The organism is Sphingomonas sp. BL-S-25 (genome assembly GCF_055521555.1).
The window spans coordinates 566629-588759 of sequence record NZ_CM145486.1 but is presented as its reverse complement, the minus strand read 5'-3'; the positions used below and the strand labels follow the sequence as shown (position 1 = coordinate 588759).

Below are 22131 nucleotides of genomic sequence, written 5' to 3'. Positions count from 1 at the left end.
GCGTCTTACTGGTTCCCCTCCCTGGAAGGGAGGGGCTAGGGGGCGCTCGGCCCGCGAGTTCGCGCTGACCCCGAACACGCCACGGACCAACCAAATCCCGTCCGCTCCCTGCCCATGGGGGCACATCGTCGCGCCAGCCGCCAAGGCACGCGCAATTCGCGCCGGAGCCCTTGCATGAAGCGCACGCATCTTCCCCTCAACGGCCTGCGCGTGCTCGATGCGGCGGCGCGGCATCTTTCCTTCACCCGCGCAGCCGACGAGCTTGCCGTGACCCCCGCCGCGGTCGGGCAGCAGATCCGCGCGCTGGAGGATACGCTGGGCGTCGTGTTGTTCCGCCGCACGACCAAGGGCCTCGAACTGACGCCGGAGGGCGAGTCCGGGCTTGCCGCGCTGCGCGCCGCCTTCCTCCAGTTCGAGGAATCGGTGCGGGCGATGCAGGCCGGTCAGTCGTCCAAGTCGCTGACCATCGCAGCGCCGCGCGACCTGACCGCCAAGTGGCTGATGCCGCGGCTGGCGGAGATTGCGCGGACCGACGGCGAGGTGCGTTTCGTCCTGGTTTCGGCCGACGAGACGATCGATTTCACCGAAGCCAATCTCGACCTCGCCATTCGCTGGGGCGAGGGCCCCGGCGAGCATGAGGGCGAGGCGCTGGAAAGCGAGGGCATGGTCACGGTCGAGCGTCCAGGCGGCGGGGTGGATACCAAGATCGCCTGGCCGGGATGCCTGGCCGAGGATGCCGGGTCGCTGGTCCGCGTCGGCGACGCCGGGCTTGCGCTGGACGCGGCGGCGGCCGGGCTGGGCAGGGCAACGGTGCCCGAATTGCTGGCGCGCGGCGACATTGCCGAGGGCAAGGTGATCGTGGTCGGCGAGGCGCGCAGCTCGCGGCTGGGCTATTGGCTGGTCGCGCCACTGCCGCAGTGGCGCCAGAAGAAGGTCAAGACGCTGGTCGACGCGCTGGCGTCATGATCCTGCCGGTGCTGGAGACGGCGCGGCTCCGGCTGCGCGGGATCGGCCCGGACGATGCCGAGGCGCTGCATTCGGCAATGGCCGACGCGGCGCTGATGACATGGTGGTCGAGCGCGCCGCACAGCGAGCTGGCGCAGACGCGCGACTATCTGACCTATTCGCCCGCGATCGACGGCATGCGCAGCTGGGCGATCACACCCGCGGGCGACGACCGGGCGATCGGATGGGTCACGGTCATCCATAAGCGCGCGGGCGTTAGCGAGATCGGTTATCTGCTGGCGCGCGAGCATTGGGGGCGCGGCGTGATGGCGGAGGCGGTCGGCCGGGTGCTCGACCTGCTCTTTCGCGACGAGGGGCAGCGCCGGGTCTTTGCCGACACCGATCCCGACAATTTGGCGTCGCGGACCCTGCTGGAGCGGCTCGGCTTCAAGCTGGAGGGCGTACTGCGCGCCGAATGGGAAACGCATATCGGCGTGCGCGACACGACATTGTACGGATTGCTGCGCGACGAGTGGCTGAACCGATAGGCGTTCGGGGCGTCAATTCTCGCCGATACTTTGCGGGATCGAGCGCTTTTGACGCGCCCCTCTTTCCGTCCGGGGCGCAGAGCGGCTAGCAAGGGGCGAATCAAGGATAAGATCGTCGGAGAGACCATGCCCCTGCGTTCGTGGCGGCGCCGCCGCCCCAGTTGCGTTCACGCGTCAACGCCTCACGTTCGCGGTGCAGGATGCCGGCAATGACCCTGTCCCCGCCCGACCTGAAGGACCCGGCCGCGCGCGCCGCCTATCATCGCGAACTGACCGGTGTTGCCGCCGGAATGCGCCGCATTGGGCTAATGCTCGCGCTGGCCGGTGCTGCGGTCGCGCTGGTCCGTCTGGCGGCGATGCCCGACCTCCCGGCCTGGCTGCCCGCCGCGATCACCGGGGTCGGCATCATGACGATGATCGCGGCGCTCGCCGCGCGTCGTCGCTATCACCTGCTGCGGACGCGCGGGCAGGGCTGAGAGGCGGTCAGCGCCTGGGCGCTGCCAGTTCGGCTGCCCGTCCGATCAGTCCGGCAAAGCGGACCTCCTCGACCGCTGCCGCCGAGTTGTTCCAGCTCGAACTCAGCGCGTACCAGCTGCCGTCCTTGCCTTCGAGCAGCAGCGTCATGTGGATCACGCCAGGTTCTGATCCGCCCTTGTATCCGACCCATTTCCACTGCGCCGCGGCGGGCTGGGCGACGCCGGGGTTGAGCCCCAGGATCGCTCGCGCCTCCGCGCCCGGACCGGTCGCGCTGTTGCGGCGTAGCCAGTCCATCACGCGGATCATGTCGACGGGAGTGGCGAACCATTCGAGCTGCTCGATCCGCACCGGCTTGCCGTCCTGGAACAGTGTGGGCGAGATTGCGGTGATCGGGGTCCGCGCGACCTCGCCGTCCAGAAACTGCCGGCGGCCGGCGGGATCGAGCTTGAGGTAGCGATCGGCCAGGCCCGGCACGCCCTTCAGCTTGAAGATTTCCAGCGTTCCCGGAAAGGGCATCATGCCCGCTGGATCGGCGACGCCGACGACGCCCAGCATCGCCTCGACGCGAGCCCGGCCGAGATGATGGAGCAGGATGTCGGTCGCGCTATTGTCGCTGATCGAGATCATCTTCTGCGCCAGTTCGCGCAAGCTCACCTGCGTCCCCGCCGGCGACCGCATATAGGTGCCGCCGGGCAGCGGGCTGCCGTCGAGCGTGACTTTGTCGTCCCAGCGTCGTTCGCCGGCATTCACCGCCCGCACCAGCTCGGCCAGGATCACCAGCTTGAACGCCGATCCGATCGCGAAGGGTGTGTCGCCGTGATCCGCGGCCAGCAACTGCGGCGCGCCATCGCCGAGCCGGGCGAGCGCAAAGCCGGTCCGGCCGGGCAAGGCGGCGATCGCGGACCGCACCGATGCCATGTCCCCGACGCGCGGGGTCAGGCCGCTGAACAGCAATCCGTCGACCTGATGCGGCTCGGCCGCGGCGACGCTGATCCGAACCGTGCCGATCGCGTCGCGAAACCCGATCGTGACATCGGCGATCCACGGCGTGCGCGGCGTGATCGATTCGATGCCAATCATCGGACCTGCAGTGGCTGCGATCTGGGCATTGATCTGGGCGAACTTTTCCTTCGGAACCTGCGAGCGGAACGCCGGGGCGAAATAGGCGTCATACTCGCCTTTGCCCGCCAGAATTTCCGCCAGTTCACCGATCCTCGCCTTGAGCGGGGCCGACGCCTCGATTGCCGGGCTGACCTGAGGTTGCGTCTGCGCAAGCGCCGGCAGCGGCCCGGCCGAGGCGATGGTAGCGGCAAGCAGACGGGTCAGCATCGAGTATCCCCCAGAATGGAAAGTCGATCCTAGCTCAAGAAAATATGATATCAACATTATTCGCAGCGGCCATCGCGCTTGCCGATGCACCCGCTTGCGCTAGTCTGCACGACCATGAACCAGCCCGAATGGTGGCGCGGCGCCGTCATCTACCAGATCTATCCCCGCAGCTTCGCGGACTCCAATGGCGACGGGGTGGGGGACCTGGAGGGGATCACCGCGCATCTGGCGCATGTCGCCTCGCTGGGCGTCGATGCGATCTGGCTGTCGCCCTTCTTCCGGTCGCCGATGGCCGATTTCGGTTACGATATTTGCGACTATCGCGACGTCGATCCGCTGTTCGGCACGCTGGCCGACTTCGATGCGCTGGTGCTGCGCGCCCATGAGCTTGGTCTGAAGGTCATCATCGACCAGGTCTATTCGCACAGCAGCGCCGAGCATCCCTGGTTCGTGGAAAGCCGGGCGAGCCGGGACAATCCCAAGGCCGACTGGTATGTCTGGGCAGATCCAAAGCCCGACGGCAGCCCGCCCAATAACTGGCAATCGGTGTTTGGCGGCCCGGCATGGTCATGGAATGCGCGGCGCGGCCAATATTGTCTGCATAATTTCCTGATCAGCCAGCCCGACCTCAATCTGCATCATCCCGAAGTGGTCGAGGCGGCGCTCGACACCGCGCGTTTCTGGCTGGAGCGCGGGGTGGACGGGTTCCGGCTGGACGCCATCAACTATGCGTTTCACGATCCCGAACTGCGCGACAATCCGCCAGCACCCGATGACGGCTGGCCCCGCACCCGGCCCGCCGATTACCAACGGCCGCAATATAATCGCGATCGCCCCGAAATGATCGGCTTCCTCGAGCGGCTACGTGTGGTGACCGACCATTATGGCGGCAGCTTCACGGTCGCCGAGGTCGTCGGCCGCGATGCAGAGGCGGAGATGCACCGGTACACCGCGCCCGGCCGGCTGAGCAGCGCCTATGGCTTCAACTTCCTCTATGCCGACCGGCTGACCCCCGGGCTGGTCCGGGCAGCGATGGAGAGATGGCCGGGTGAGCCGGGGGAGGGCTGGCCAAGCTGGGCGTTCGAGAATCACGATGCGCCGCGGGCGGTCTCGCGCTGGGTCGACCCGCTGCATCGGGCGGCGTTCGCACGGATGAAGCTGCTCCTGCTGCTTAGCCTGCGCGGCAACGCCTTCCTCTATCAGGGTGAGGAGCTGGGGCTGAGCCAGGTGGAGATCCCGTTCGAGGCACTGCAGGATCCCGAGGCGATCGCCAACTGGCCGCTCACGCTCGGCAGGGACGGTGCGCGCACGCCGATGCCGTGGCGGGCCGACGCGCCCGGGGCCGGGTTCACCACGGGTCGGCCCTGGCTGCCGATCGGATCGGACCATCTCGCGCTGGCGGTCGATCGGCAGGATCGGGATCCGCATTCGCTGCTCAACCTTGCCCGTCGCCTGATCGCGCTGCGCCGCGACCTGCCCGCGCTGGCGCGCGGCAGCCTGACGATCCGCGATGCGGGCGAGAACCGGCTGGTGTTCGAGCGCGAACAGCTGACCTGCGCGTTCAACCTGGGTCCCGATCCGGTCGAATGGCACGGCTCCGGCAAGCTCGTGGTCGAGGTGAACGGGGCGAGCGCGACGCAACTGCCCGGCTTTGGCGCGATCATCCTCGATCGCGCGATCTAGGGTGGCGGTGGATCGCCCCGCAACGTTACCGATTTCGTCACCCGATCCTGGTTCAAGGATCGTGCAGGTGATTGACGCGGGCCGTCGTCTTCTCCACGATGGCGCGCAAGATCCGGCCTGGGGCTAGTGGCCGGAAGACTTACAGGGAGGCACCATGTCCGAAGAATTCGCACCGTCGCGCCGTCAGTTCTTTCTTGCCGGCGCCGTCGCGGCCGCCGCGCTGCCGGGAGCGTCTTCGGTCACGTCGATGCTGGGCGGCAAGCCGTTCGAGATGCTCGACCTCGCCGAGTGGAAAGCGCATGTCGGCAAGCAGTTCGTGCTCGACGGCAAGACGCAGATGACGCTGGTCGCGGTCAAGCCGGGCTCTCGTCAGGCGGAAGCCGGACGCAAGCGCCAGAACAATTTCACCGCAGTGTTCGAGACCGAGCAGGAAGTGGCGTCCGACGGGCTGTACCGGGTCGCCAATACCGAACTGGGCCATACCGACCTGTATCTCCAGCCGGGCATGAGCAAGCGCGGCGCACCGACGATGCGCGCGACCTTCAGCTAAGGCGATACAAGACGCTGGCGCTCGCCGCCGCGGATCAATAGGGCTCGCGCCGAAGGGTGCGGGCCCTTTGCGCTTTCGGGAGCGATCAATGAGCGGCTGGACGATCGGGATCATTGGCGGGTCGGGTCTCTATGACGTCGACGGGGTCGAGGACGGCGCCTGGGTGTCGGTCGAGAGCCCCTGGGGCCAGCCGTCCGATCAATGTTTCACGGGCCGCGTCGGCCATGTCCGGGTGGTGTTCCTGCCGCGGCATGGCCGGGGGCATCGGATCAGCCCGTCCGAGCTCAATCCGCGCGCCAATATCGACGTGCTCAAGCGGCTGGGCGTCACCGACGTGCTGGCAGTGTCCTCGGTCGGATCGCTGGTCGAGGACCGGCCGCCGGGCAGCTTCACCATCGCCGACCAGTTCATCGACCGCACCAACGGGCGGCCCACCTCCTTCTTCGGCACCGGCATGGTCGCGCATGTCTCGATGGCCGATCCGGTCTGCCCGCGCTTGTCCGCGCTTGCCGCCGAATCGGCGCGCGTCGCGGGGGCGCAGGTGGATGAGGGCGGGACCTATCTGGCGATGGAGGGCCCGCAATTCTCGACACGCGCCGAGAGCCATCTCTATCGCAACTGGGGCTGTCACATCATCGGCATGACCGGCATGCCCGAGGCCAAGCTCGCGCGCGAGGCGGAGCTTCCCTATGCGCTGGTCGGCATGGTCACCGACTATGATTGCTGGCGCGAGGGCGAGGCGGCGGTCGACGTCGCCCAGGTCATCGCGCAGCTTTCGTCCAACGCCGCAAAGGCGCGGGCGATGGTGATGCATCTATTGCGAACCCTGCCTGACACGCGCGAGCCGTCGCCGATCGACACCTGCCTTGACACCGCATTGATCACGGCACCATCGGCGCGCGATCCGCAACTACTGGCGAAGCTCGACGCGGTCGCGGGCCGGGCGCTCGGCTAGCGCCCGGCCCTCACGCTCCGGTTACTTGCAGATAAGGGCGATCAGCTTCGCGTCATTCTCGTTCTTCGGATCGAGCGACTTGGTCTTGCCGCCCGTGTCGGGGACCGGGATGTTCTGAACATTGCCGCCAACTACCGACCGGGCGGCGCGGGTCGCGATGGTGTTGGACGTGCAATCCAGCACCATGTCGACCATCAACTCGCCCTTTTCGGCCATCGCGACCTTCATGGTGAAGAAGCGACCGGCGCCCTCAGGACGAATCGACGCCTTGTCGACCGACACGGTGCCCTCGTCGGATGTGTCGAGGACCACCCAGTCGGCGGCGGGGGCGGCCTGGGCGGTCAGCAGCAGGGCAAGGGATGTCAGCAACATGGCAATTCTCCTGTCGACCGATCGAACGTGATCGGTCTTACGCTACAAGACATGGACGCCGTCCGCGGAGCCGGTTCGGTTCCCGGATCAGCCATTGCACGCAAGGCGCCACACCGCCGCCTCGCCTGGATCGGTCGTGCGGATCGGCTCCGGCATGCCGGCTTCGGTCGGCGTCGGCATCGCCCGGACAACCACCCCATTTTCGACCTCACGCCCCGCGATCGCCTTCAACGTCTTCGCGGTGCAATCGATCTCGAGGTCGAGATGCTTTTCAATCGGGCTGTCCGCCGTCAGGATCCGGACCGTCACGCTGCGCCGGCTGCGGTCGCCGCGGACCGAGTTCCTGTCGACGAACATCGTGTCCCTGTCCTGCGACACCACCTGCTGCCAGTCGGGCGCCGCCGCCTGGCTTATGACGATCAGGGACAGGATCAGGAGCAGGGCCGCCTCCGTTGGTGTGGCTTACCGGGCGCAGACGAGCTTGAGTACTGGGTCCTTGTCCGGATCCGGAATCAGCTCGATCCTGCGCTCGGTCTGCGGAATGGTCCGTTCGGCGACCTGCTTGCCGTTCTGGAACAGGCGGCCCGAGCGGACGCTGGTCGACTTGACGGTGCAGTCGATCTCCACCTCCATCTCGAACACGCGCGGGTCGCCCGGTTTCACCAGCTTGCTGCGATAGACGCGCAGCGGCCCTTCGCTGCGGATCGAGCCGGTATCGACGAACAGCGACCCGTCCTTGTCGCTATCGACCATCTGCCAGTTCGGCTGTTGCCCCTGCAGTGCGATCAGGAGGGCGAGGGGGAGAAGCATGGGATCAGACCATCTGAGGACGGATGGCGGCCGGGTGCCGCCGGTAAAAACCGCCGTGCAGGGCGGATCGGTGTGCTGTCACTTGCCGCAGACGGTTGCGAGCATTTTCTTGGCCAATGGGTCGGTCGGGGTGGATCGTTCCGCACCGGGCTTGTAATCCTGGCTGCTCGTCGTGCCGTTCTTGGTGAGTTCTGTATGGCGCGGCTCGATCCATCCCTGAGTGCAATCGGCGACGGCATCGATCACGCCATTTTCCTCGGATGACACCAGCCGGATGCGAAAGCTTCGCTCGGTGCCGTTGGCCCGGATGCTCGCGCGGTCCAGTGATATGGTCGAGCCATTCTCCTCGTCCAGGACGACCCAATCCTCCGCGGCGACCGGCGCGGCGGCTAACAGAAGTGCGGCGGCGAACAGCGGCATCATAGTCTCCAGTCGGCCCCTAACAGAAAAAGTGAAAGGGCCGCCGCGACCTCAATGAAGTCGCGGCGGCCCCTATTCAACGCCTTTATCGGCGGTGCGTTGCGCGGATCAGGCCGCCAGCTTGCGCAGGACGTACTGAAGGATGCCGCCGTTGAGGAAATATTCCAGCTCGTTGACGGTATCGATCCGGCAACGGGTCTTGAACGTCTCGGTCTTGCCGTCGGCGCGGGTGAGCTTCACTTCGACTTCCTGGCGCGGGCGGATGCCGGCGACATCGGTGATGGTGAAGGTCTCGCTGCCGTTCAGCTTCAGCGTCTCGCGGGTCACGCCCTCGGCGAACTGCAGCGGCAGCACGCCCATGCCGACCAGGTTCGAGCGGTGGATGCGCTCGAAGCTCTCGGTGATGACCGCGCGGACGCCCAGCAGGTTGGTGCCCTTCGCCGCCCAGTCGCGCGACGAACCGGTGCCATATTCCTTGCCAGCGACGATGACGAGCGGGGTACCGTCCTTCTTGTGGCGCATCGCGGCGTCATAGATCGGCATCACCTGGTCGTGATACTTGGTCATGCCGCCTTCGACGCCCGGGACCATCTCGTTCTTGATGCGGATGTTGGCGAAGGTGCCGCGCATCATGATGTCGTGGTTGCCACGGCGCGCGCCATAGCTGTTGAAGTCCTTCCGGCTGACCTGATGCTCCTGGAGGAAGGTGCCGGCCGGGCTGTCGGCCTTGATGCTGCCGGCCGGGCTGATGTGGTCGGTCGTGATCGAATCGCCCAGGATCGCCAGCGGCTTCGCCTCGATGATGTCGGTCACCGGCGCCGGGGTCATCGACATGCCGTCGAAATAGGGCGGGTTCGCGATATAGGTGCTGCCGGCCGGCCAGTTATAGGTGTCCGAACCCTCGACCGTGATGCCGCTCCAGTGCTTGTCGCCCTGATAGACATTGCCATAGCGGGCGCGGAACATGCCGTCGTCGATATTGGCGGCCATCACCGTGGCGACCTCTTCGTTGGTCGGCCAGATGTCCTTCAGATAGACCGGGCCGTCGGTGCCTTCGCCGATCGGCGTGTCGTACATGTCCTGCGTGACGGTGCCCTTCAGCGCATAGGCGACGACCAGCGGCGGCGATGCGAGGAAGTTGGCGCGCACGTCGGGCGAGACGCGGCCCTCGAAGTTGCGATTGCCCGACAGGACCGACGCGGCGACGATGTCGTTGCCGTTGATCGCAGCCGAGATCGGCTCGGCCAGCGGGCCCGAATTGCCGATGCAGGTGGTGCAGCCATAGCCGACCAGGTTGAAGCCGACCGCGTTCAGGTCCTCGGTCAGGCCCGCCTTGTCGAGATAGTCGGTCACGACCTGCGATCCGGGTGCCAGCGAGGTCTTCACCCAGGGCTTGCGGTTCAGGCCCTTGGCGCGCGCCTTGCGTGCCACCAGGCCCGCGGCGATCAGCACCGACGGGTTGGACGTGTTGGTGCACGAGGTGATCGCGGCGATGACGACGTCGCCGTCGCCGATGTCATGATCGGCACCCTCTACCGCGACGCGGTCAGGGCCGTCTTTCTTGTACACCTTGCTGAGGTCGCCGTTGAAGACCTCGTCGACCGAATCCAGGCTGACGCGGTCCTGCGGACGCTTCGGGCCGGCGAGGCTGGCGCAGACCGTGCCCATGTCGAGCTCGAGCGTGTCGGTGAAGATCGGATCCTCGGCGCCTTCGATGCGCCACATGCCCTGCGCCTTGGCATAGGCCTCGGTCAGCGCGACTTCCTCGTCCGGACGGCCGGTCAGGCGCATATATTCCAGCGTGCGGTCGTCGATCGGGAAGAAGCCGCAAGTCGCGCCATATTCGGGCGCCATGTTGGCGATCGTCGCGCGATCGGCCAGGCTCATGCTGGCCAGGCCCGGGCCATAGAATTCGACGAAGCGGCCGACCACGCCCTTGGCGCGCAGCATCTGGGTGACGGTCAGCACCAGGTCGGTTGCGGTGATGCCTTCCTTCAGCGCACCGGTCAGCTTGAAGCCGACGACCTCGGGGATCAGCATCGACACGGGCTGGCCCAGCATCGCCGCCTCGGCCTCGATGCCGCCCACGCCCCAGCCGAGGACGCCAAGGCCGTTGATCATGGTGGTGTGGCTGTCGGTGCCGACCAGCGTATCCGGATAGGCGATCTCGACGCCGTCGGTCGCCTTGGTCGACCACACGCCGCGGCCGATATATTCGAGGTTCACCTGGTGGCAGATGCCGGTGCCCGGGGGAACGACCTGGAAATTGTCGAGCGCCTTCGAGCCCCATTTCAGGAACTCATAGCGCTCCAGGTTGCGCTGATATTCGAGGTCGACATTCTCTTCGAACGCGGTCGGCGATCCAAAGGCGTCGACCATCACCGAGTGATCGATGACGAGGTGGACGGGAACCTGCGGATTGATCTTCGCGGCGTCGCCGCCCAGCTTGGTGATCGCATCGCGCATCGCGGCCAGATCGACCACGCAGGGCACGCCGGTGAAATCCTGCATCAGCACGCGCGCAGGGCGATACTGGATCTCGCGGCTGGGGGCGACCGGGTTCTGCTGCCAGTCGACGATCGCCTTGGCATCGTCCTTGGTGACGGTGACGCCGTCCTCGAAGCGCAGCATGTTCTCGAGCAGCACCTTCATCGAGAAGGGCAGGCGCGAGATGTCGCCCAGCTTCTTCGCTGCCTTGGTCAGCGAGTAATAGCCGTAGGACTTGCCGTTCACGTCGAGCGTGTCGCGGGTGCCGAGCGCGTTGTTGCCGATGGCGGTCATGGTGCGAGAGGGTCCTTTCCCTGTCTGGCCCCGGCGGCTCGGGGAGGCGGGGAAGCGGGCTCGGTCGCTCCGGCTGGAGGACCACCCGCAGTCCCGCGCGGGCGCGCCGGAGTGCTGCGAATGCGAAGAGTCGCGTGGCCGATAGCAGGGGTGAAGGGGGGTGGGAAGGGTCAGACTCCGCGATTCGCGCGCTTGTTCGCGGCGCGGACGCACCGCATGGTCGCTTGTTGAAAACGCCTCGCAACTGGGCGGCGTAGCGGGAAACAAAATCGATGGCGAAACTGCTCCGGCCTGCATTGCTCGTCCTTGCCACCCTGTTGGCAATTCCGGCTTATGCCCAGGCACCTGCAGTCGCGCCGCTTCATCCGCAGACGCCGCAGGAAGTCGCCAAATCCTGCCGCCGCGTCGGCGACTCGATCAGCCGCGACGGACGCCCCGGTTTCCTGCGCATCGATCCCGCGGCGGCTGCCCAACTGGCCGGGATCGGGCTCGATCGGGCCGCGATCTTCGAGCAGATGGGCGAGACTTCGATTCCCGAGACGGTGGGCTGCTGGGCGATGCCGGTGGGCAATTTCGACAGCCAGCTCGTCTCGGTCGGCATGTCGCAGTGGAATTACGGCACCGGCAGCCTTCAGCCGATCCTGAAGGCATGGCGGCGGCAGTTCCGCTCGGGTCGCGATTATCGCCGAGCCATGAAACAGCTCGCGCCGGTCTATGGCCGCAGCCTGATCTTCTCGCGCGATTGCCTGAAGGTGCCGGCGGGCGAGCGTTGCCGCGCCGGGGTCCTGGCCGCCCATGATCCCGATGGCAGGCTGAATCCGGTGATCTTCGCCGAACTGACCCGCCTCTTCGAAAGCGACGAAATGCTGCAGGTCCAGACCGATCATTATATCGATCTGCTGCTGGCGGTCCGGACCGACCTGCTGCGCGTCTTCGCCGGCCAGCCCATCACCCGGCGCAAGGTGCGCTGGGCGGTCGATACCAAGGTTCAGCAGGGCGGCTTTCCCCTGGACGAGGATCTCGCGCGGCTTCGCGCCAAGCTGGCGGCGATGCCCGAGGCCGAGCGCTGGGACCGGCTGCGCGCGATCCTCGACTGGTATCGCAGCCTGGGCCGGACGATCGACCAGGACGGCGTCCAGCGCGACTTCGAATGGAACTATGCCCAGTGGAACTGCATGATCGACACCGGCCAGGTCGATCCGGAGCAATATGAGATGCTCCACCTGACCTTCCTGCGCAGTCGCACCGCCATCGGGAATTCGGGCAGATGGCAGGCGCTTACCTTTTCGCGCCGGGCCAAGATCGTGATGGGGGTCGGCAGTGTGTCCGGGCGCCGCGACGGCGAGTGCGGGGCAATCACGCCTGCGCAGGCGTCACCTCAAAGCGAATAGACGGTGGCGGTCGGGTCGATATGAAGCACCGCGTTGGCGGCCGCGCACCAAGCCTCCAGGTCGAGCTTCAGCTCATGCCAATGGGGCCGTGCCCAACCGGGTCCTTTCATCTGCCACTCTGCCTCGGGCGGCAGATACACCGAGAGGACCCCAATCGGCATCTCGAGCACGAACGATCCGCCGGGGCCGGTTGCGACCAGTTCCTCTTTCCAGCGTCCGGCGAATTGGAACATCGGTTCGGTCATGGGGGCGAGCCTATGGGCGCGCACTCGCCGACGCAATGCCGCCAAATCCCCGTCCCGCTTGCGGGAGGGGAGACAGGTCCGCGCGGCCTTCCCCTTGGAACCCGGCCGCTTTCCGTTCATTGGTGCCGCGGAACAATCAGGGAGATCGGCGATGACGGCATTTCGAGTGGTGATGGCGGCTGCTGTCCTTGTCGGCGTCAGTGCCTGCGCTGCTGCCGAGGGGCAGCAGGACACCGCGTCGGGCGGGCGCTACGCCGCCGGCAGCTTCGTCGCCGAGGCAAAGCTGAAGACCCCGACGGGCGCCGATGCGGGCACTGCGCGCATCCGCCAGAAGGATGGCGGGCTGGAAGTCACGGTATCGGCAATGGGGATCAGCCCCGGGCCGCACGGCGTCCATGTCCATACCACTGGCAAGTGTGAGGCCCCCGATTTCGCCAGCGCGGGCGGCCACTGGAACCCGACCAGCCATCAGCACGGCGCGCAGAACCCGGCCGGCCCGCATGCCGGCGACCTGCCGAACCTGATGGTCGGGGCCGACGGCAAGGGCAGCCTGACCTTCATGCTGCCCAGCGGCACGTTCGAGGGTCTGCTCGACGAGGATGGTTCGGCATTCGTCGTCCACGCCGGTGCCGACGATCTCAAGACCGATCCCTCGGGCAATAGCGGCGGCCGCATCGCCTGCGGCGTGTTCGCCGCTCTGTGACCAACGGAGGCGGTGCCGCCCGGTCTGCGGGCGGGCACCGTCCTGCAATCGACTGACGGGCATCCCTCATGGCGAAAAAGCGTAAGCTTCTACCCAAGGACTTCGGGCAGATGCTGGAGACGGGCGACCTTGATGCACTGAAGGCCGTTTATGAGAAATGTGAACTGGACGCGGTTGGCGGCTCGTCCAAGCAGACCGCGCTGGCATTTGCCGAATGTCCGGAAGGTCTCACCCGCTGGCTGGTGGCGCAGGGCGCGGACCTTCAGGCGGACGACAGCTATGGCGACACCCCGCTCCATGCCCGTGCCCGGCACTGGCGGGGGGATGTCGAACTCCTGATCGAACTCGGTGCCGACATTCACGCGGGCGAGGGCGCGCGCGGGACACCGCTGCATGCTGCGGCGTCTGCGTATCGTGTCCGCAACGCCCGTGTGCTGGTCGAACAGGGTGCGCGTGTCGATGCGCCGAACGGGCGGGGCCTGACGCCACTGGACTTCGCGCTGCGTCAGTGCAGCAACGCTCAGATCGAGAGCATGGCCGAACTCGCCAAGCTACTCCTGGATGCGGGCGCGGCGCGCACGCCGGAGATGCGCGACCATGTGACGCGAATCGGCGCGAACTTCGAATTCCACCGCAGCGGATTCAATCCGGACTCGGTGGATTCGACCAGCGCGGCGCTCGACCGGCTCTACGAGCTGTTCGATGTTCCGCCGGCCCCACGCCGGGCGATGCACGACGGCCGGGCACCAATCGTCGCGACCGCGGAACGCTGGGAAGGCCGGCATCGCGAATTATGGGAATTGCTCGTTCCCTCCAGCGGGGCTGCGGAGACGGTGCAGGGCGAAGTGGTCCGTATCTCCGGTCGGATCGCCGACGAGATGGACCGCAACGGCGGCGGAAACTGGGACGCGCAGTTCAGAGCGATGGCGGACGCCTGGCTGATGCATGTCGCCTCGGGCACTGCACTGGCCGAACCCACGCTTGCGGAAGCGCGTCGGCTCGTCGCCGATGTGAAGCGCCGCGACGGCGACCCACACCGGATGTGCGAACTGTCGGTCGATTGGGTCGCGGCCAATCCGAAACCGGTGAAGCTCGACAAGCCCGCCTATAATCGGTGACGCCGTCTCTCTACAGAGGCTCCCCGGCCTTGCTCGCTCGTTCTTCCCGGGTCGCCTCGGCGCGCGGGACCAGACAGTAGGCGCCGATGCCGGCGGCGAGCGCGATCGGCACGGTCACGAGCAGCGACAGCACGCCCGTCGCCATGCTGCCGGTCAGGTCGGCGACGCGCCCGGCCAGATAGGGACCCATCGCCAGCCCCAGCAGGGTCGTGCCGATGAAGAAGGCCGCGGTCGCCGTCCCGCGCATGCGCGGCAGCGTCAGGTCCTGCGTCGCCGCGGCGGCGGAACCCAGCGCGGTGCTGCACAGGAACTGCGCGATTGGCAGCATCGCATAATAGATCCATTTGTTGGTGGTAGAGAACGCGATCACCAGCGGCAGGATCGGCGCGATCGCCCCGAACAGGATGACCTCGATCCGCCCGGTCGGTCGCTTCTGGCGCAGCCGGTCGGCGGCCATGCCGCCCAGCGTCACGCCCAGGAATCCGCCCAGGATCCCCGGACCGCCGACCCACAGGCCGATCTCGTCGATCGTCGCGCCGAAGGTCTGGATGCCATAGACCGGAGCCAGCGCGGCGACGGCATAGGCGGTAAAGGCGTTGAGGCCATAGGCGATCACGACGCACAGGAATGCCGGGGTGCCGACGATCAGCCGGAAGGTCGGCAGGTCGCGATGCCGCAGCGCCGCCGCCCAGCTGGTCACGGCATAGACGCCGATCGCGATCGCGGTCCATTGGGCCACCGGCTCGTTCAATCCCCAGATCAAGGCCGCCGCCGCGCCACCGATCAGCGCCAGGGCCACAAGGTTACCCATAAATGCCCGCGCCCCGTTGCGGGCTGCGCCGATCAGCGTGAGCGGCGGCACGATCGAGATCAGGTCGTCGACGAACGCCTTGAACGGGGCGGGGTGCGGCGGGACGATCAGCCCCTCGGACTGGCCGCGCTGCGGTTCGCGCAGGGTGAAGACGATCACTGCAAGCACCAGCCCGGGCAGGCCGACTGCCATGAACGCCGCCTGCCAGCCGACCAGCCCGAAAGGGCCGCCGCCGGGATAGGCGTCGTTCCACCAGCTGACGATCTTCCCGCCCAGGAACAGCGAGAAGCCGCCGCCGAAATAGATGCCGGCGGAATAGATGGCGAGCGCGGTCGCCCGCTGCCGCTTGGGAAACCAGTCGGACAGCAGCGAATAGGCCGAGGGGCTGGCTGTCGCCTCGCCGATGCCTACGCCGATCCGCGCGGCGGTGAGTTGTCCGCCGGTGCGCGCGAGGCCCGAGAGCGCGGTCATCGCCGACCATAAAGCGAGGCCCAGGGTCAGCAGCCGCACCCGGTGCCAATTGTCCGCCAGCCGCCCCAGCGGAATGCCGAACAGCGCGTAGAAGACGCCGAACGCGGTGCCGTAGAGAAAGCCGATATCCGCATGGGTCAGCTTGAGATCGCGCTGGATCTCGCCCGCCAGGATGGTCAGGATCTGGCGGTCGATGAAATTGAGCGCATAGACCAGGAACAGGACGACGAGGACGTACCAGCTATAGGCACCCGCGCGTTGCGTCTCCGACCCCGGCATCCACCCGCTCCCATTGTCTTTGGCGCCACGCTACCAGACCATACCCAAAACACGAAAGAGAGATTCGCCGTGACCGCGCCGTCCTATCTGTTTGTCTGCCTGGGCAATATCTGCCGCTCGCCTTTGGCCGAGGCGGCGATGCGCGCCGCGGCCGAGCGCGCCCGCATCGATGTGGCGGTGGACAGCGCCGGAACGGGCGAATGGCATATCGGCAAGGCGCCCGATCCCCGCTCGCAGTCGGTGGCGGCGCGTCATGGCATCGACATTTCGGGCTATAAGGCGCGAGGGGTGAGTGCCGCCGATTTTCGCAGCTTCGATCATATCCTCGCGCTCGATCCGCAGAATCTGCGTGACCTGCGCGCGATTGCACCTGCCGACGCGACGGCACGGGTGTCGCTGTTGTTGGATCATGTCGCGGGTCGCCAGGGCGAGGGGGTGCCTGACCCCTATTATGGCGACGCCACCGATTTCGAACGGGTATGGGACGATGTCACTGCTGCTGCGGGTGCGCTGGTGGCACAACTCGATCGATAGCGGCGGCTCAGCCGGCGGTTTCGTCGTCGATCCGCTTGGCCCGGCGATTGGCCCTCGCGCCCTCCCGGTCGTCCGCCTCGTCGTCCCGCTCAGGCATCAGCCGCTTGAGCAGCGAGAGCGCGGTCAGCACCAGCAGCGCGGCCACCGCCGCCATGCCGACCACCAGGAACTGGCCGGCGCCCGCTGCGATCCCGACCGCGGCGGACATCCAGAGGCTGGCCGCGCTCGTCATGTTGCGGACGTCGCCGCCGCGGATGAAGATCAGCCCGCCGGCGATGAAGCCGATCGCCTGGGCCAGGCCCTGGACGACGCGAACCGGATCGCTCTCGCTGCCGCGTGCCAGTGCGACCTCGGACATCATCAGCGCCGATACGGTGATCGTGGCGGAACTCAGCGCGACCAGCGCATGGGTCCGCAGCCCGGCGTCGCGGCCGCGCCATTCCCGCTCGAATCCCAATGCCAGCCCGATCGCGGTCGCCACCCCCAGTCGCAGCGCGATCGTGGTCCAGTTGTCGTCGATCATGCTGCTTCATCGCACCCGCGCGGCGCGGGTTCCCTCACGCGATGTCTAAGGTCAGGCTCCGCCGGTCGGGATCCACCTCGGACAGCCGCAGCGTCAGCGCGTCGCCGGGGCCGACATCGGTCGCGGCGATCCGCGCCACGATCGGCTGGCCGCACACCCGGATCCTTGCGCCGCGCGGGTCGACCTCGGTGACGACTGCCTCGAAACGCTCGCCCACGCGACCCTGCAGCATGACCGCCTCGGCCAGGTCGATGACCGCCCGCTCGATCTGGCCGCTGCGGGCGTCGGCGCGTGCCATGACGCGCGGCAGCTTCGCGAATGCGGCCTGAGCGGCGTCGGGCACCGCGCGGCCATTGGCGATCGCCAGCACCGTCTCGACCACATAGCGATCGGCCAGCCGGCGCAGCGGCGCGGTGGCATGGGCATAGGCGGCGGCGACCGCCGAATGCCAGGGCGCCTGATCCTCGCGCCACGGCATATAGGACGCGCCGTCGCCCGCGCGCCGGATCGCCAGCATGAAGGCGGCGTGGCGCGCATCGGCGGGGTCGAGCGACCGCTCGAGGCTCTCCAGCGGCTGGTCGGCGGGCCAGTCGATGCCCAATGCGCTGGCTTCATGGCGGAGCCGGTCGATCGACCTGGGGCTCGGCTGGCCCATGACGCGGAACAGGCCGGTATGGTGCGCGATCATCGCGTCCGCGACCGCCATGTTGGTCGCGAGTGACAGCGCCGAATTCTGCTCCTCCGACCGGAGCCGGGGCCGGAAGCGCAGCGTGTAGCCGCCGCCCGCCAGCCGTTCGACTTCCTGTTCGGGCGGGTCGACCCGTGCCGCGCCGCGCGCCGCTTCTGCATCGGCGATCCGGCGCGAGAGTTCGGCAAAGCCGGGCGGCAGCTCGGCTTCGGTCACGCTGTCATAGGCAAGCTTCGCCCGGCTGCGGATCAGCGCGCGCTCGGCGCCGTCGAGCCGGACGCCGCCGTCCGGCGCCACGCGAACGCTGAAGATGATCGCGGGGCGCGGTCCGTCGGGCAGCAGGCTGGCGGCGCCCTGGCTCAGCACCGGCGGATAGAGCGGTGCCTTGCCGTCGGGCAGGTACAAGGTCGTGCCGCGCTGCCATGCCTCGATATCTACGGGCTCGCCGTCGCGGACGAACCAGCCGATATCGGCGATGGCATAGTGGAGCAGCAGGTCGCTGCCCGCCGCCTCGATCGTGAACGCCTGGTCGAGATCGGTCGAGCTTGCCGGATCGAGCGTGACGAAGGGCAGGGCGGTTCGGTCGGCATGGGCGTCCGGCACGCGCGTCGCTGCGGCTTCGGCCGCGGCCAGAACTTCGGGCGGGAAGTCCTGCGGCACATGGAATTCGGTCCGGATCGCCGACAGGCCCCGGACCAGGGCGTTGGCGGGGTCGACGAGGGTCTTCATGCCCGCGTCTATAGCAGCGCGGCGGGCGAGCGCACTTGTTCTCTGTCCATATGCCTACGGATCATTTCGGACATGGCGGAAGCATTGCTATGTTGTTACAGCGCGCGCCTTCCCCGGCCATGGGATCAACTGGAGTCGCAGCCATTCGTCAGATTGCCGCCTTGCCCTATCGCACCGACGGAACCGCAATCGATGCGCCGGTGCGCGTCCTGCTGGTCACCTCGCGCGAGAGCAAGCGCTGGGTGATTCCCAAGGGCAATCCGATGTCCGGCCTCAGCCCCCACGCCGCAGCCGCGGTCGAGGCGGAGGAAGAGGCTGGCGTCGAAGGGCTGGTCTGCCCGACGCCGATCGGCTCCTATCGCTATCGCAAGCGGCGCAACAACGGTGCGTCGCTGATGGTCGATGTCGACGTGTTCCCGCTGGCGGTAAATCGCGAATTCCCCGCCTGGAAGGAACAGTCGGAGCGCGAGCGCCGCTGGTTCCCGCTGCACGAGGCCGCCGATGCGGTCGACGAGCCGGACCTGCGCGACCTCATCCGTTCTTTCGGCCCGTCCGGGTTCAAGGCAGCAACCGCACGCGCCGGCATGTTCTCCGCCGTCGCCACCAAATCGAGGATTTCCCCCATGTTCGCCTGGTTCCAGCGCCTGCTGCCCAAGACCGGCAATTTCTTCGAGATGTTCGAGGCGCATGCCGTGACCATCAACGCGGCAGCCGATGCGATGGCGCGGCTGCTGCAGGACGGATCCTCGGCGCAGGACCATATCCGCGAGGTGATCGAGCGCGAACATGACGCCGACAACATCATCCGCGAAGTGCTCCAGACGGTTCGCCAGACCTTTCTGACGCCGTTCGATCGCGGCGCGATCACCAGCCTGATCGGGGCGATGGACGATGCCATCGACGAGATGCAGGCGACGGTCCAGGCGATCGACCTGTACGAGGTGCGGAGCTTCGAACAGGAAATGAAGGACATGGGCGCGATCATCGTCGATGCCGCGCGCCTGACCGCGGAGGCAATGCCGCTGCTGCGCGACGTCGGCCGCAATGGCGGGCGGCTGCACGAACTGACCGAGCGGCTTGTGCGGATGGAGGCGCAGGCCGACGAGATCCACACCGCGGGCGTCAAGCGCGCCTTCAAGGAACATGGCGAGAACGACACGCTGCGCTTCATCGTCGCGCGCGAGATCTACAAGCATCTGGAGCGCATCGTCGACGCGTTCGAGGATGTCGCGAACGAGATCGACGGCATCGTGATCGACCACTCCTGAGCCTCGGCAGATGCACGAACTCGCATTCCCGTTGCTCGTCGGCCTGATCCTGGTCGCGCTTGCCTTCGACTTTCTCAACGGGCTGCACGACGCAGCCAACTCGATCGCGACGGTGGTGGCGACCCGGCTGCTGAAGCCGGTCCATGCCGTCGCCTTCGCCGCCTTCTTCAATTTCGCCGCCTATTTCCTGACGATCATCTTTCCCGAGCTGCACAAGGTTGCGGAGACGATCGGCAAGGGCCTGATCGACAAGGATCTGGTCACGCCGTCGGTGGTGTTCGGCGCGCTGATCGGCGCGATGTTCTGGAACGTCGTCACCTGGCTGAAGGGCATTCCCTCGTCGAGCAGCCATGCGCTGGTCGGCGGCCTGATCGGTGCGGGCGTGGCGCACGCCGGCGTCTCGGGCATTCAGTGGAGCGGCCTGAACAAGACGCTGATCGCGATCGTGCTGTCGCCGACGCTGGGCATGATCCTGACGATGGCGATCATGCTGGCGTCCAGCTGGATGCTGAAGGGCGCGACCGCGCGCGGTGCGGAGAAGACCTTCCGGGCGCTCCACCTGGTCTCCTCCGCCGCCTATTCGCTCAGCCACGGCCTGAACGATGCGCAGAAGACGATGGGGATCATCACCGTGCTCCTCTATTCGACCGGCTATCTCCACGGCGATTTCGAGGTGCCGCACTGGGTGGCGATCTCCTGCTATATCGCGATCGCGCTGGGCACGCTGTCGGGCGGGTGGAAGATCATCGAGACGATGGGATCGCGCATCACCAAGCTGTCGCAGCATCAGGGGTTCAGCGCCTCGATGGGCGGATCGATCATGGTGTTCAGCGCGTCGCTGATGGGCATTCCGGTCTCGACCACGCACACGATCACTGGCTGCGTCATCGGCGCGGGAACCGCGCGCCGCGCATCGGCGGTGCGCTGGGGCGTTGCCGGCAACGTCGTGGTCGCCTGGGTCATTACCATTCCGGCATCAGCCGCCGTGGGTGCGCTGTTCTACCTGCTGACCCGGCTGTTCTGAACCGCCCTTGGGCAGCACTCAGTCGAGCGGATAGCGTTCGATTGCCTCATAGCTCGCCCGCTCACTGCCGAGATGGCTCTCGAACAGCGTGAAGTGGGTGAAGGCGAACGGTTCGCTCGACAGGCTGGCATGGTCCGCCAGGAACCGGTCGTTCGATCCGCTGGCCGCATTCATCCGTGCCAGCGTGATGTGCGGCAGATAGGCGCGGCGCTCGGGCTCGAGACCCAGCCGGACGAGCGCCTGGTCGATCTTGCGGTGCAGCCCCTTTAGCGGCTCGTGCGGAGCGACCCCCGCCCATAGCGCATTGGGCCGGCCGCGCGCGTCGAACTCGCCGACGCCGCGCAGCGTCGCCTCGATCCGCGGCCAGTGGACCTGACCCAGCGCCAGCGCGATATCCTCCGCCAGTGGACGCTCGACCTCGCCGATATAGCGCAGCGTCACATGAAGCTGGTCGTCGTCCTGCCAGCGCGCGCCGGGCAGTCCGCCCATGATCGATAACAGGCGCTGGCGGATCGCCGCAGGGGGCCTCAGGCCGACGAACAGGCGGTGCATGGGAACTCCTTAGCCTCGGCTGCGCTGAATGGCGACGGGGTTAACACGCCGTAAGGGGGCGGTTTCGCTTGAAATGCCGCGCTCCAGCTGTGATATTCAGGCCACACCGGCGATGACGTGCCGGAAAAATGGAGTTTGAAATGGCCAACTGGTCCGACCCGCGGCCCGACGCCGCACCTTTTGGACGCGACTATGCGCCACGCGACGCCGCCTATGACGCGGGTCTGCGGGCGTACATGCTGTCGGTCTACAACTACATGGCCTCGGCCGTGTTGCTGACCGGTATCGTTGCCCTGGCCTTCTCGTGGGGCGGCCTGAGCTCGCCTGCCGCTCAGGTCTTCATGAACGGCGGCCCGCTGGCTTGGCTGATCATGCTGTCGCCGCTGGCGATCGTGTTCGCGATGAGCTTCGGCCAGAACCGGATGTCGACCGGCACGATCCAGATCCTCTACTGGGCCTTCGCGGTCCTGATGGGCCTGTCGCTGTCGACGATCTTCCTGGTCTATACCAGCACCTCGATCGCGCAGGTCTTCTTCGCGACCGCTGCCGGCTTCGCGGGCCTCAGCCTGTGGGGCTACACCACCAAGAAGGACCTGTCGGGCTTCGGCACCTTCCTGATCATGGGCGTCGTCGGCCTGTTCGTGGCCAGCATCCTCAACCTCTTCCTCAAGTCCGACGGCCTGGGCTTCGCCATCAGCGCCATCGGCGTGCTTCTGTTCGCTGGCCTGACGGCCTATGACACGCAGAAGATCAAGAGCATGTACGAGTATGTTCGCGGCACCGACATGATGGGCAAGGTCGTGATCATGGGCGCGCTGACGCTCTATCTCGACTTCATCAACATGTTCCTGTTCCTGCTGCGCCTGTTCGGCTCGCGCGACTGATCGCCGCCAAGCTCAGGAAACTTAACAAAAATCAGCGGCTC

General features: G+C 66.9%; 24 protein-coding genes. 13 read left to right on the top strand and 11 right to left on the bottom strand.

All coding sequences use genetic code 11. The features are described 5' to 3' along the window. Positions 1-174: 174 nt before the first annotated feature. From ACZ1H8_RS02895 to ACZ1H8_RS02885, 3 genes are all read left to right on the top strand, one after another. On the top strand, positions 175-966 hold the full coding sequence (locus ACZ1H8_RS02895) for a LysR family transcriptional regulator (RefSeq protein WP_465179908.1): 792 nt from the start codon (positions 175-177) through the stop codon (positions 964-966). Beyond that, the gene (locus ACZ1H8_RS02890; RefSeq protein ID WP_465179907.1) at positions 963-1493 is read left to right on the top strand and encodes a GNAT family N-acetyltransferase; all 531 of its coding nucleotides are present in this window, start codon (positions 963-965) and stop codon (positions 1491-1493) included. The genes ACZ1H8_RS02895 and ACZ1H8_RS02890 overlap by 4 nt, the downstream gene beginning before the upstream one ends. 209 nt (positions 1494-1702) lie before the next feature. Beyond that, complete coding sequence (locus ACZ1H8_RS02885; RefSeq protein ID WP_465179906.1) at positions 1703-1969, top strand: hypothetical protein; 267 nt, start codon at positions 1703-1705, stop codon at positions 1967-1969. Between the two features lie 7 nt (positions 1970-1976). On the opposite strand, the gene ACZ1H8_RS02880 is transcribed toward ACZ1H8_RS02885, so the two are convergent. Continuing rightward, on the bottom strand, positions 1977-3299 hold the full coding sequence (locus ACZ1H8_RS02880; RefSeq protein WP_465179905.1) for a serine hydrolase: 1323 nt from the start codon (positions 3297-3299) through the stop codon (positions 1977-1979). Between the two features lie 114 nt (positions 3300-3413). On the opposite strand from ACZ1H8_RS02880, the gene ACZ1H8_RS02875 reads away from it, so the two are divergent. From ACZ1H8_RS02875 to mtnP, 3 genes are all read left to right on the top strand, one after another. Further along, entirely contained in the window at positions 3414-4982 is a 1569-nt protein-coding gene (locus ACZ1H8_RS02875; protein ID WP_465179904.1) for an alpha-amylase family glycosyl hydrolase, read from the top strand. 154 nt (positions 4983-5136) lie between these two features. Further along, positions 5137-5532: a DUF6916 family protein gene (locus tag ACZ1H8_RS02870; RefSeq protein WP_465179903.1), complete on the top strand. Its 396-nt coding sequence runs from the start codon at positions 5137-5139 to the stop codon at positions 5530-5532. Positions 5533-5620: 88 nt separating this feature from the next. Further along, entirely contained in the window at positions 5621-6487 is an 867-nt protein-coding gene (gene mtnP / locus ACZ1H8_RS02865; RefSeq protein WP_465179902.1) for an S-methyl-5'-thioadenosine phosphorylase, read from the top strand. A 21-nt stretch (positions 6488-6508) separates the two neighbouring features. On the opposite strand, the gene ACZ1H8_RS02860 is transcribed toward mtnP, so the two are convergent. From ACZ1H8_RS02860 to acnA, 5 genes are all read right to left on the bottom strand, one after another. After that, positions 6509-6859, bottom strand: a complete 351-nt coding sequence (locus ACZ1H8_RS02860; protein WP_465179901.1) for a hypothetical protein — start codon at positions 6857-6859, stop codon at positions 6509-6511. A gap of 87 nt (positions 6860-6946) precedes the next feature. Continuing rightward, complete coding sequence (locus ACZ1H8_RS02855; protein WP_465179900.1) at positions 6947-7216, bottom strand: hypothetical protein; 270 nt, start codon at positions 7214-7216, stop codon at positions 6947-6949. Between the two features lie 105 nt (positions 7217-7321). Further along, entirely contained in the window at positions 7322-7669 is a 348-nt protein-coding gene (locus ACZ1H8_RS02850; protein ID WP_465179899.1) for a hypothetical protein, read from the bottom strand. Positions 7670-7747: 78 nt separating this feature from the next. Next, complete coding sequence (locus ACZ1H8_RS02845) at positions 7748-8089, bottom strand: hypothetical protein (RefSeq protein WP_465179898.1); 342 nt, start codon at positions 8087-8089, stop codon at positions 7748-7750. Between the two features lie 108 nt (positions 8090-8197). Then, positions 8198-10870: an aconitate hydratase AcnA gene (acnA, locus tag ACZ1H8_RS02840; protein ID WP_465179897.1), complete on the bottom strand. Its 2673-nt coding sequence runs from the start codon at positions 10868-10870 to the stop codon at positions 8198-8200. Positions 10871-11142: 272 nt separating this feature from the next. Between acnA and ACZ1H8_RS02835 the strand changes: the two genes are divergently transcribed. Beyond that, positions 11143-12261, top strand: coding sequence for a hypothetical protein (locus ACZ1H8_RS02835; RefSeq protein ID WP_465179896.1), 1119 nt, complete (start codon positions 11143-11145; stop codon positions 12259-12261). On the opposite strand, the gene ACZ1H8_RS02830 is transcribed toward ACZ1H8_RS02835, so the two are convergent. Beyond that, on the bottom strand, positions 12249-12506 hold the full coding sequence (locus ACZ1H8_RS02830; RefSeq protein WP_465179895.1) for a hypothetical protein: 258 nt from the start codon (positions 12504-12506) through the stop codon (positions 12249-12251). The two genes, ACZ1H8_RS02835 and ACZ1H8_RS02830, sit on opposite strands and share 13 nt — an antisense overlap. Positions 12507-12657: 151 nt before the next feature. On the opposite strand from ACZ1H8_RS02830, the gene ACZ1H8_RS02825 reads away from it, so the two are divergent. Next, entirely contained in the window at positions 12658-13209 is a 552-nt protein-coding gene (locus ACZ1H8_RS02825) for a superoxide dismutase family protein (RefSeq protein ID WP_219994180.1), read from the top strand. A gap of 68 nt (positions 13210-13277) precedes the next feature. After that, positions 13278-14327: an ankyrin repeat domain-containing protein gene (locus tag ACZ1H8_RS02820; RefSeq protein WP_465179894.1), complete on the top strand. Its 1050-nt coding sequence runs from the start codon at positions 13278-13280 to the stop codon at positions 14325-14327. A 10-nt stretch (positions 14328-14337) separates the two neighbouring features. Here ACZ1H8_RS02820 and ACZ1H8_RS02815 read toward each other — a convergent pair whose 3' ends face one another. Beyond that, positions 14338-15888, bottom strand: coding sequence for a spinster family MFS transporter (locus ACZ1H8_RS02815; RefSeq protein ID WP_465179893.1), 1551 nt, complete (start codon positions 15886-15888; stop codon positions 14338-14340). 69 nt (positions 15889-15957) lie between these two features. Between ACZ1H8_RS02815 and ACZ1H8_RS02810 the strand changes: the two genes are divergently transcribed. Beyond that, positions 15958-16422, top strand: a complete 465-nt coding sequence (locus ACZ1H8_RS02810; RefSeq protein ID WP_465179892.1) for a low molecular weight protein-tyrosine-phosphatase — start codon at positions 15958-15960, stop codon at positions 16420-16422. A gap of 7 nt (positions 16423-16429) precedes the next feature. Here ACZ1H8_RS02810 and ACZ1H8_RS02805 read toward each other — a convergent pair whose 3' ends face one another. Further along, positions 16430-16945 (bottom strand): MgtC/SapB family protein, encoded by a 516-nt coding sequence (locus ACZ1H8_RS02805; RefSeq protein WP_465179891.1) that lies wholly within the window; start codon positions 16943-16945, stop codon positions 16430-16432. Between the two features lie 34 nt (positions 16946-16979). Further along, on the bottom strand, positions 16980-18362 hold the full coding sequence (locus ACZ1H8_RS02800) for an RNB domain-containing ribonuclease (protein WP_465179890.1): 1383 nt from the start codon (positions 18360-18362) through the stop codon (positions 16980-16982). A 119-nt stretch (positions 18363-18481) separates the two neighbouring features. Here ACZ1H8_RS02800 and ACZ1H8_RS02795 point away from each other — a divergent pair, with 119 nt between their 5' ends. Both ACZ1H8_RS02795 and ACZ1H8_RS02790 read left to right on the top strand, forming a co-directional pair. After that, positions 18482-19630, top strand: coding sequence for a DUF47 family protein (locus ACZ1H8_RS02795; protein WP_110150188.1), 1149 nt, complete (start codon positions 18482-18484; stop codon positions 19628-19630). A gap of 10 nt (positions 19631-19640) precedes the next feature. Further along, a complete protein-coding gene (locus ACZ1H8_RS02790) occupies positions 19641-20654 on the top strand; it encodes an anion permease (RefSeq protein WP_465179889.1) in 1014 nt (337 codons plus the stop codon). An 18-nt stretch (positions 20655-20672) separates the two neighbouring features. Here ACZ1H8_RS02790 and thpR read toward each other — a convergent pair whose 3' ends face one another. Then, positions 20673-21206, bottom strand: a complete 534-nt coding sequence (thpR, locus tag ACZ1H8_RS02785; protein WP_465179888.1) for an RNA 2',3'-cyclic phosphodiesterase — start codon at positions 21204-21206, stop codon at positions 20673-20675. Between the two features lie 140 nt (positions 21207-21346). Between thpR and ACZ1H8_RS02780 the strand changes: the two genes are divergently transcribed. Further along, positions 21347-22090: a Bax inhibitor-1/YccA family protein gene (locus ACZ1H8_RS02780; protein WP_465179887.1), complete on the top strand. Its 744-nt coding sequence runs from the start codon at positions 21347-21349 to the stop codon at positions 22088-22090. Positions 22091-22131 lie beyond the last annotated feature (41 nt).

What these genes read in the sequence shown, in the direction of transcription:
- ACZ1H8_RS02800 (WP_465179890.1), bottom strand. Translation starts at nt 18,362, where the DNA reads ATGAAGACCCTCGTCGACCCCGCCAACGCCCTGGTCCGGGGCCTGTCG.
- thpR (WP_465179888.1), bottom strand. Translation starts at nt 21,206, where the DNA reads ATGCACCGCCTGTTCGTCGGCCTGAGGCCCCCTGCGGCGATCCGCCAG.
- ACZ1H8_RS02830 (WP_465179895.1), bottom strand. Translation starts at nt 12,506, where the DNA reads ATGACCGAACCGATGTTCCAATTCGCCGGACGCTGGAAAGAGGAACTG.
- ACZ1H8_RS02825 (WP_219994180.1), top strand. Translation starts at nt 12,658, where the DNA reads ATGACGGCATTTCGAGTGGTGATGGCGGCTGCTGTCCTTGTCGGCGTC.
- ACZ1H8_RS02845 (WP_465179898.1), bottom strand. Translation starts at nt 8,089, where the DNA reads ATGCCGCTGTTCGCCGCCGCACTTCTGTTAGCCGCCGCGCCGGTCGCC.
- ACZ1H8_RS02855 (WP_465179900.1), bottom strand. Translation starts at nt 7,216, where the DNA reads ATGTTCGTCGACAGGAACTCGGTCCGCGGCGACCGCAGCCGGCGCAGC.
- ACZ1H8_RS02875 (WP_465179904.1), top strand. Translation starts at nt 3,414, where the DNA reads ATGAACCAGCCCGAATGGTGGCGCGGCGCCGTCATCTACCAGATCTAT.
- ACZ1H8_RS02885 (WP_465179906.1), top strand. Translation starts at nt 1,703, where the DNA reads ATGACCCTGTCCCCGCCCGACCTGAAGGACCCGGCCGCGCGCGCCGCC.
- ACZ1H8_RS02835 (WP_465179896.1), top strand. Translation starts at nt 11,143, where the DNA reads ATGGCGAAACTGCTCCGGCCTGCATTGCTCGTCCTTGCCACCCTGTTG.
- mtnP (WP_465179902.1), top strand. Translation starts at nt 5,621, where the DNA reads ATGAGCGGCTGGACGATCGGGATCATTGGCGGGTCGGGTCTCTATGAC.
- ACZ1H8_RS02890 (WP_465179907.1), top strand. Translation starts at nt 963, where the DNA reads ATGATCCTGCCGGTGCTGGAGACGGCGCGGCTCCGGCTGCGCGGGATC.
- ACZ1H8_RS02790 (WP_465179889.1), top strand. Translation starts at nt 19,641, where the DNA reads ATGCACGAACTCGCATTCCCGTTGCTCGTCGGCCTGATCCTGGTCGCG.
- ACZ1H8_RS02820 (WP_465179894.1), top strand. Translation starts at nt 13,278, where the DNA reads ATGGCGAAAAAGCGTAAGCTTCTACCCAAGGACTTCGGGCAGATGCTG.
- ACZ1H8_RS02815 (WP_465179893.1), bottom strand. Translation starts at nt 15,888, where the DNA reads ATGCCGGGGTCGGAGACGCAACGCGCGGGTGCCTATAGCTGGTACGTC.
- ACZ1H8_RS02780 (WP_465179887.1), top strand. Translation starts at nt 21,347, where the DNA reads ATGGCCAACTGGTCCGACCCGCGGCCCGACGCCGCACCTTTTGGACGC.
- ACZ1H8_RS02870 (WP_465179903.1), top strand. Translation starts at nt 5,137, where the DNA reads ATGTCCGAAGAATTCGCACCGTCGCGCCGTCAGTTCTTTCTTGCCGGC.
- acnA (WP_465179897.1), bottom strand. Translation starts at nt 10,870, where the DNA reads ATGACCGCCATCGGCAACAACGCGCTCGGCACCCGCGACACGCTCGAC.
- ACZ1H8_RS02805 (WP_465179891.1), bottom strand. Translation starts at nt 16,945, where the DNA reads ATGATCGACGACAACTGGACCACGATCGCGCTGCGACTGGGGGTGGCG.
- ACZ1H8_RS02880 (WP_465179905.1), bottom strand. Translation starts at nt 3,299, where the DNA reads ATGCTGACCCGTCTGCTTGCCGCTACCATCGCCTCGGCCGGGCCGCTG.
- ACZ1H8_RS02795 (WP_110150188.1), top strand. Translation starts at nt 18,482, where the DNA reads ATGGGATCAACTGGAGTCGCAGCCATTCGTCAGATTGCCGCCTTGCCC.
- ACZ1H8_RS02860 (WP_465179901.1), bottom strand. Translation starts at nt 6,859, where the DNA reads ATGTTGCTGACATCCCTTGCCCTGCTGCTGACCGCCCAGGCCGCCCCC.
- ACZ1H8_RS02850 (WP_465179899.1), bottom strand. Translation starts at nt 7,669, where the DNA reads ATGCTTCTCCCCCTCGCCCTCCTGATCGCACTGCAGGGGCAACAGCCG.
- ACZ1H8_RS02895 (WP_465179908.1), top strand. Translation starts at nt 175, where the DNA reads ATGAAGCGCACGCATCTTCCCCTCAACGGCCTGCGCGTGCTCGATGCG.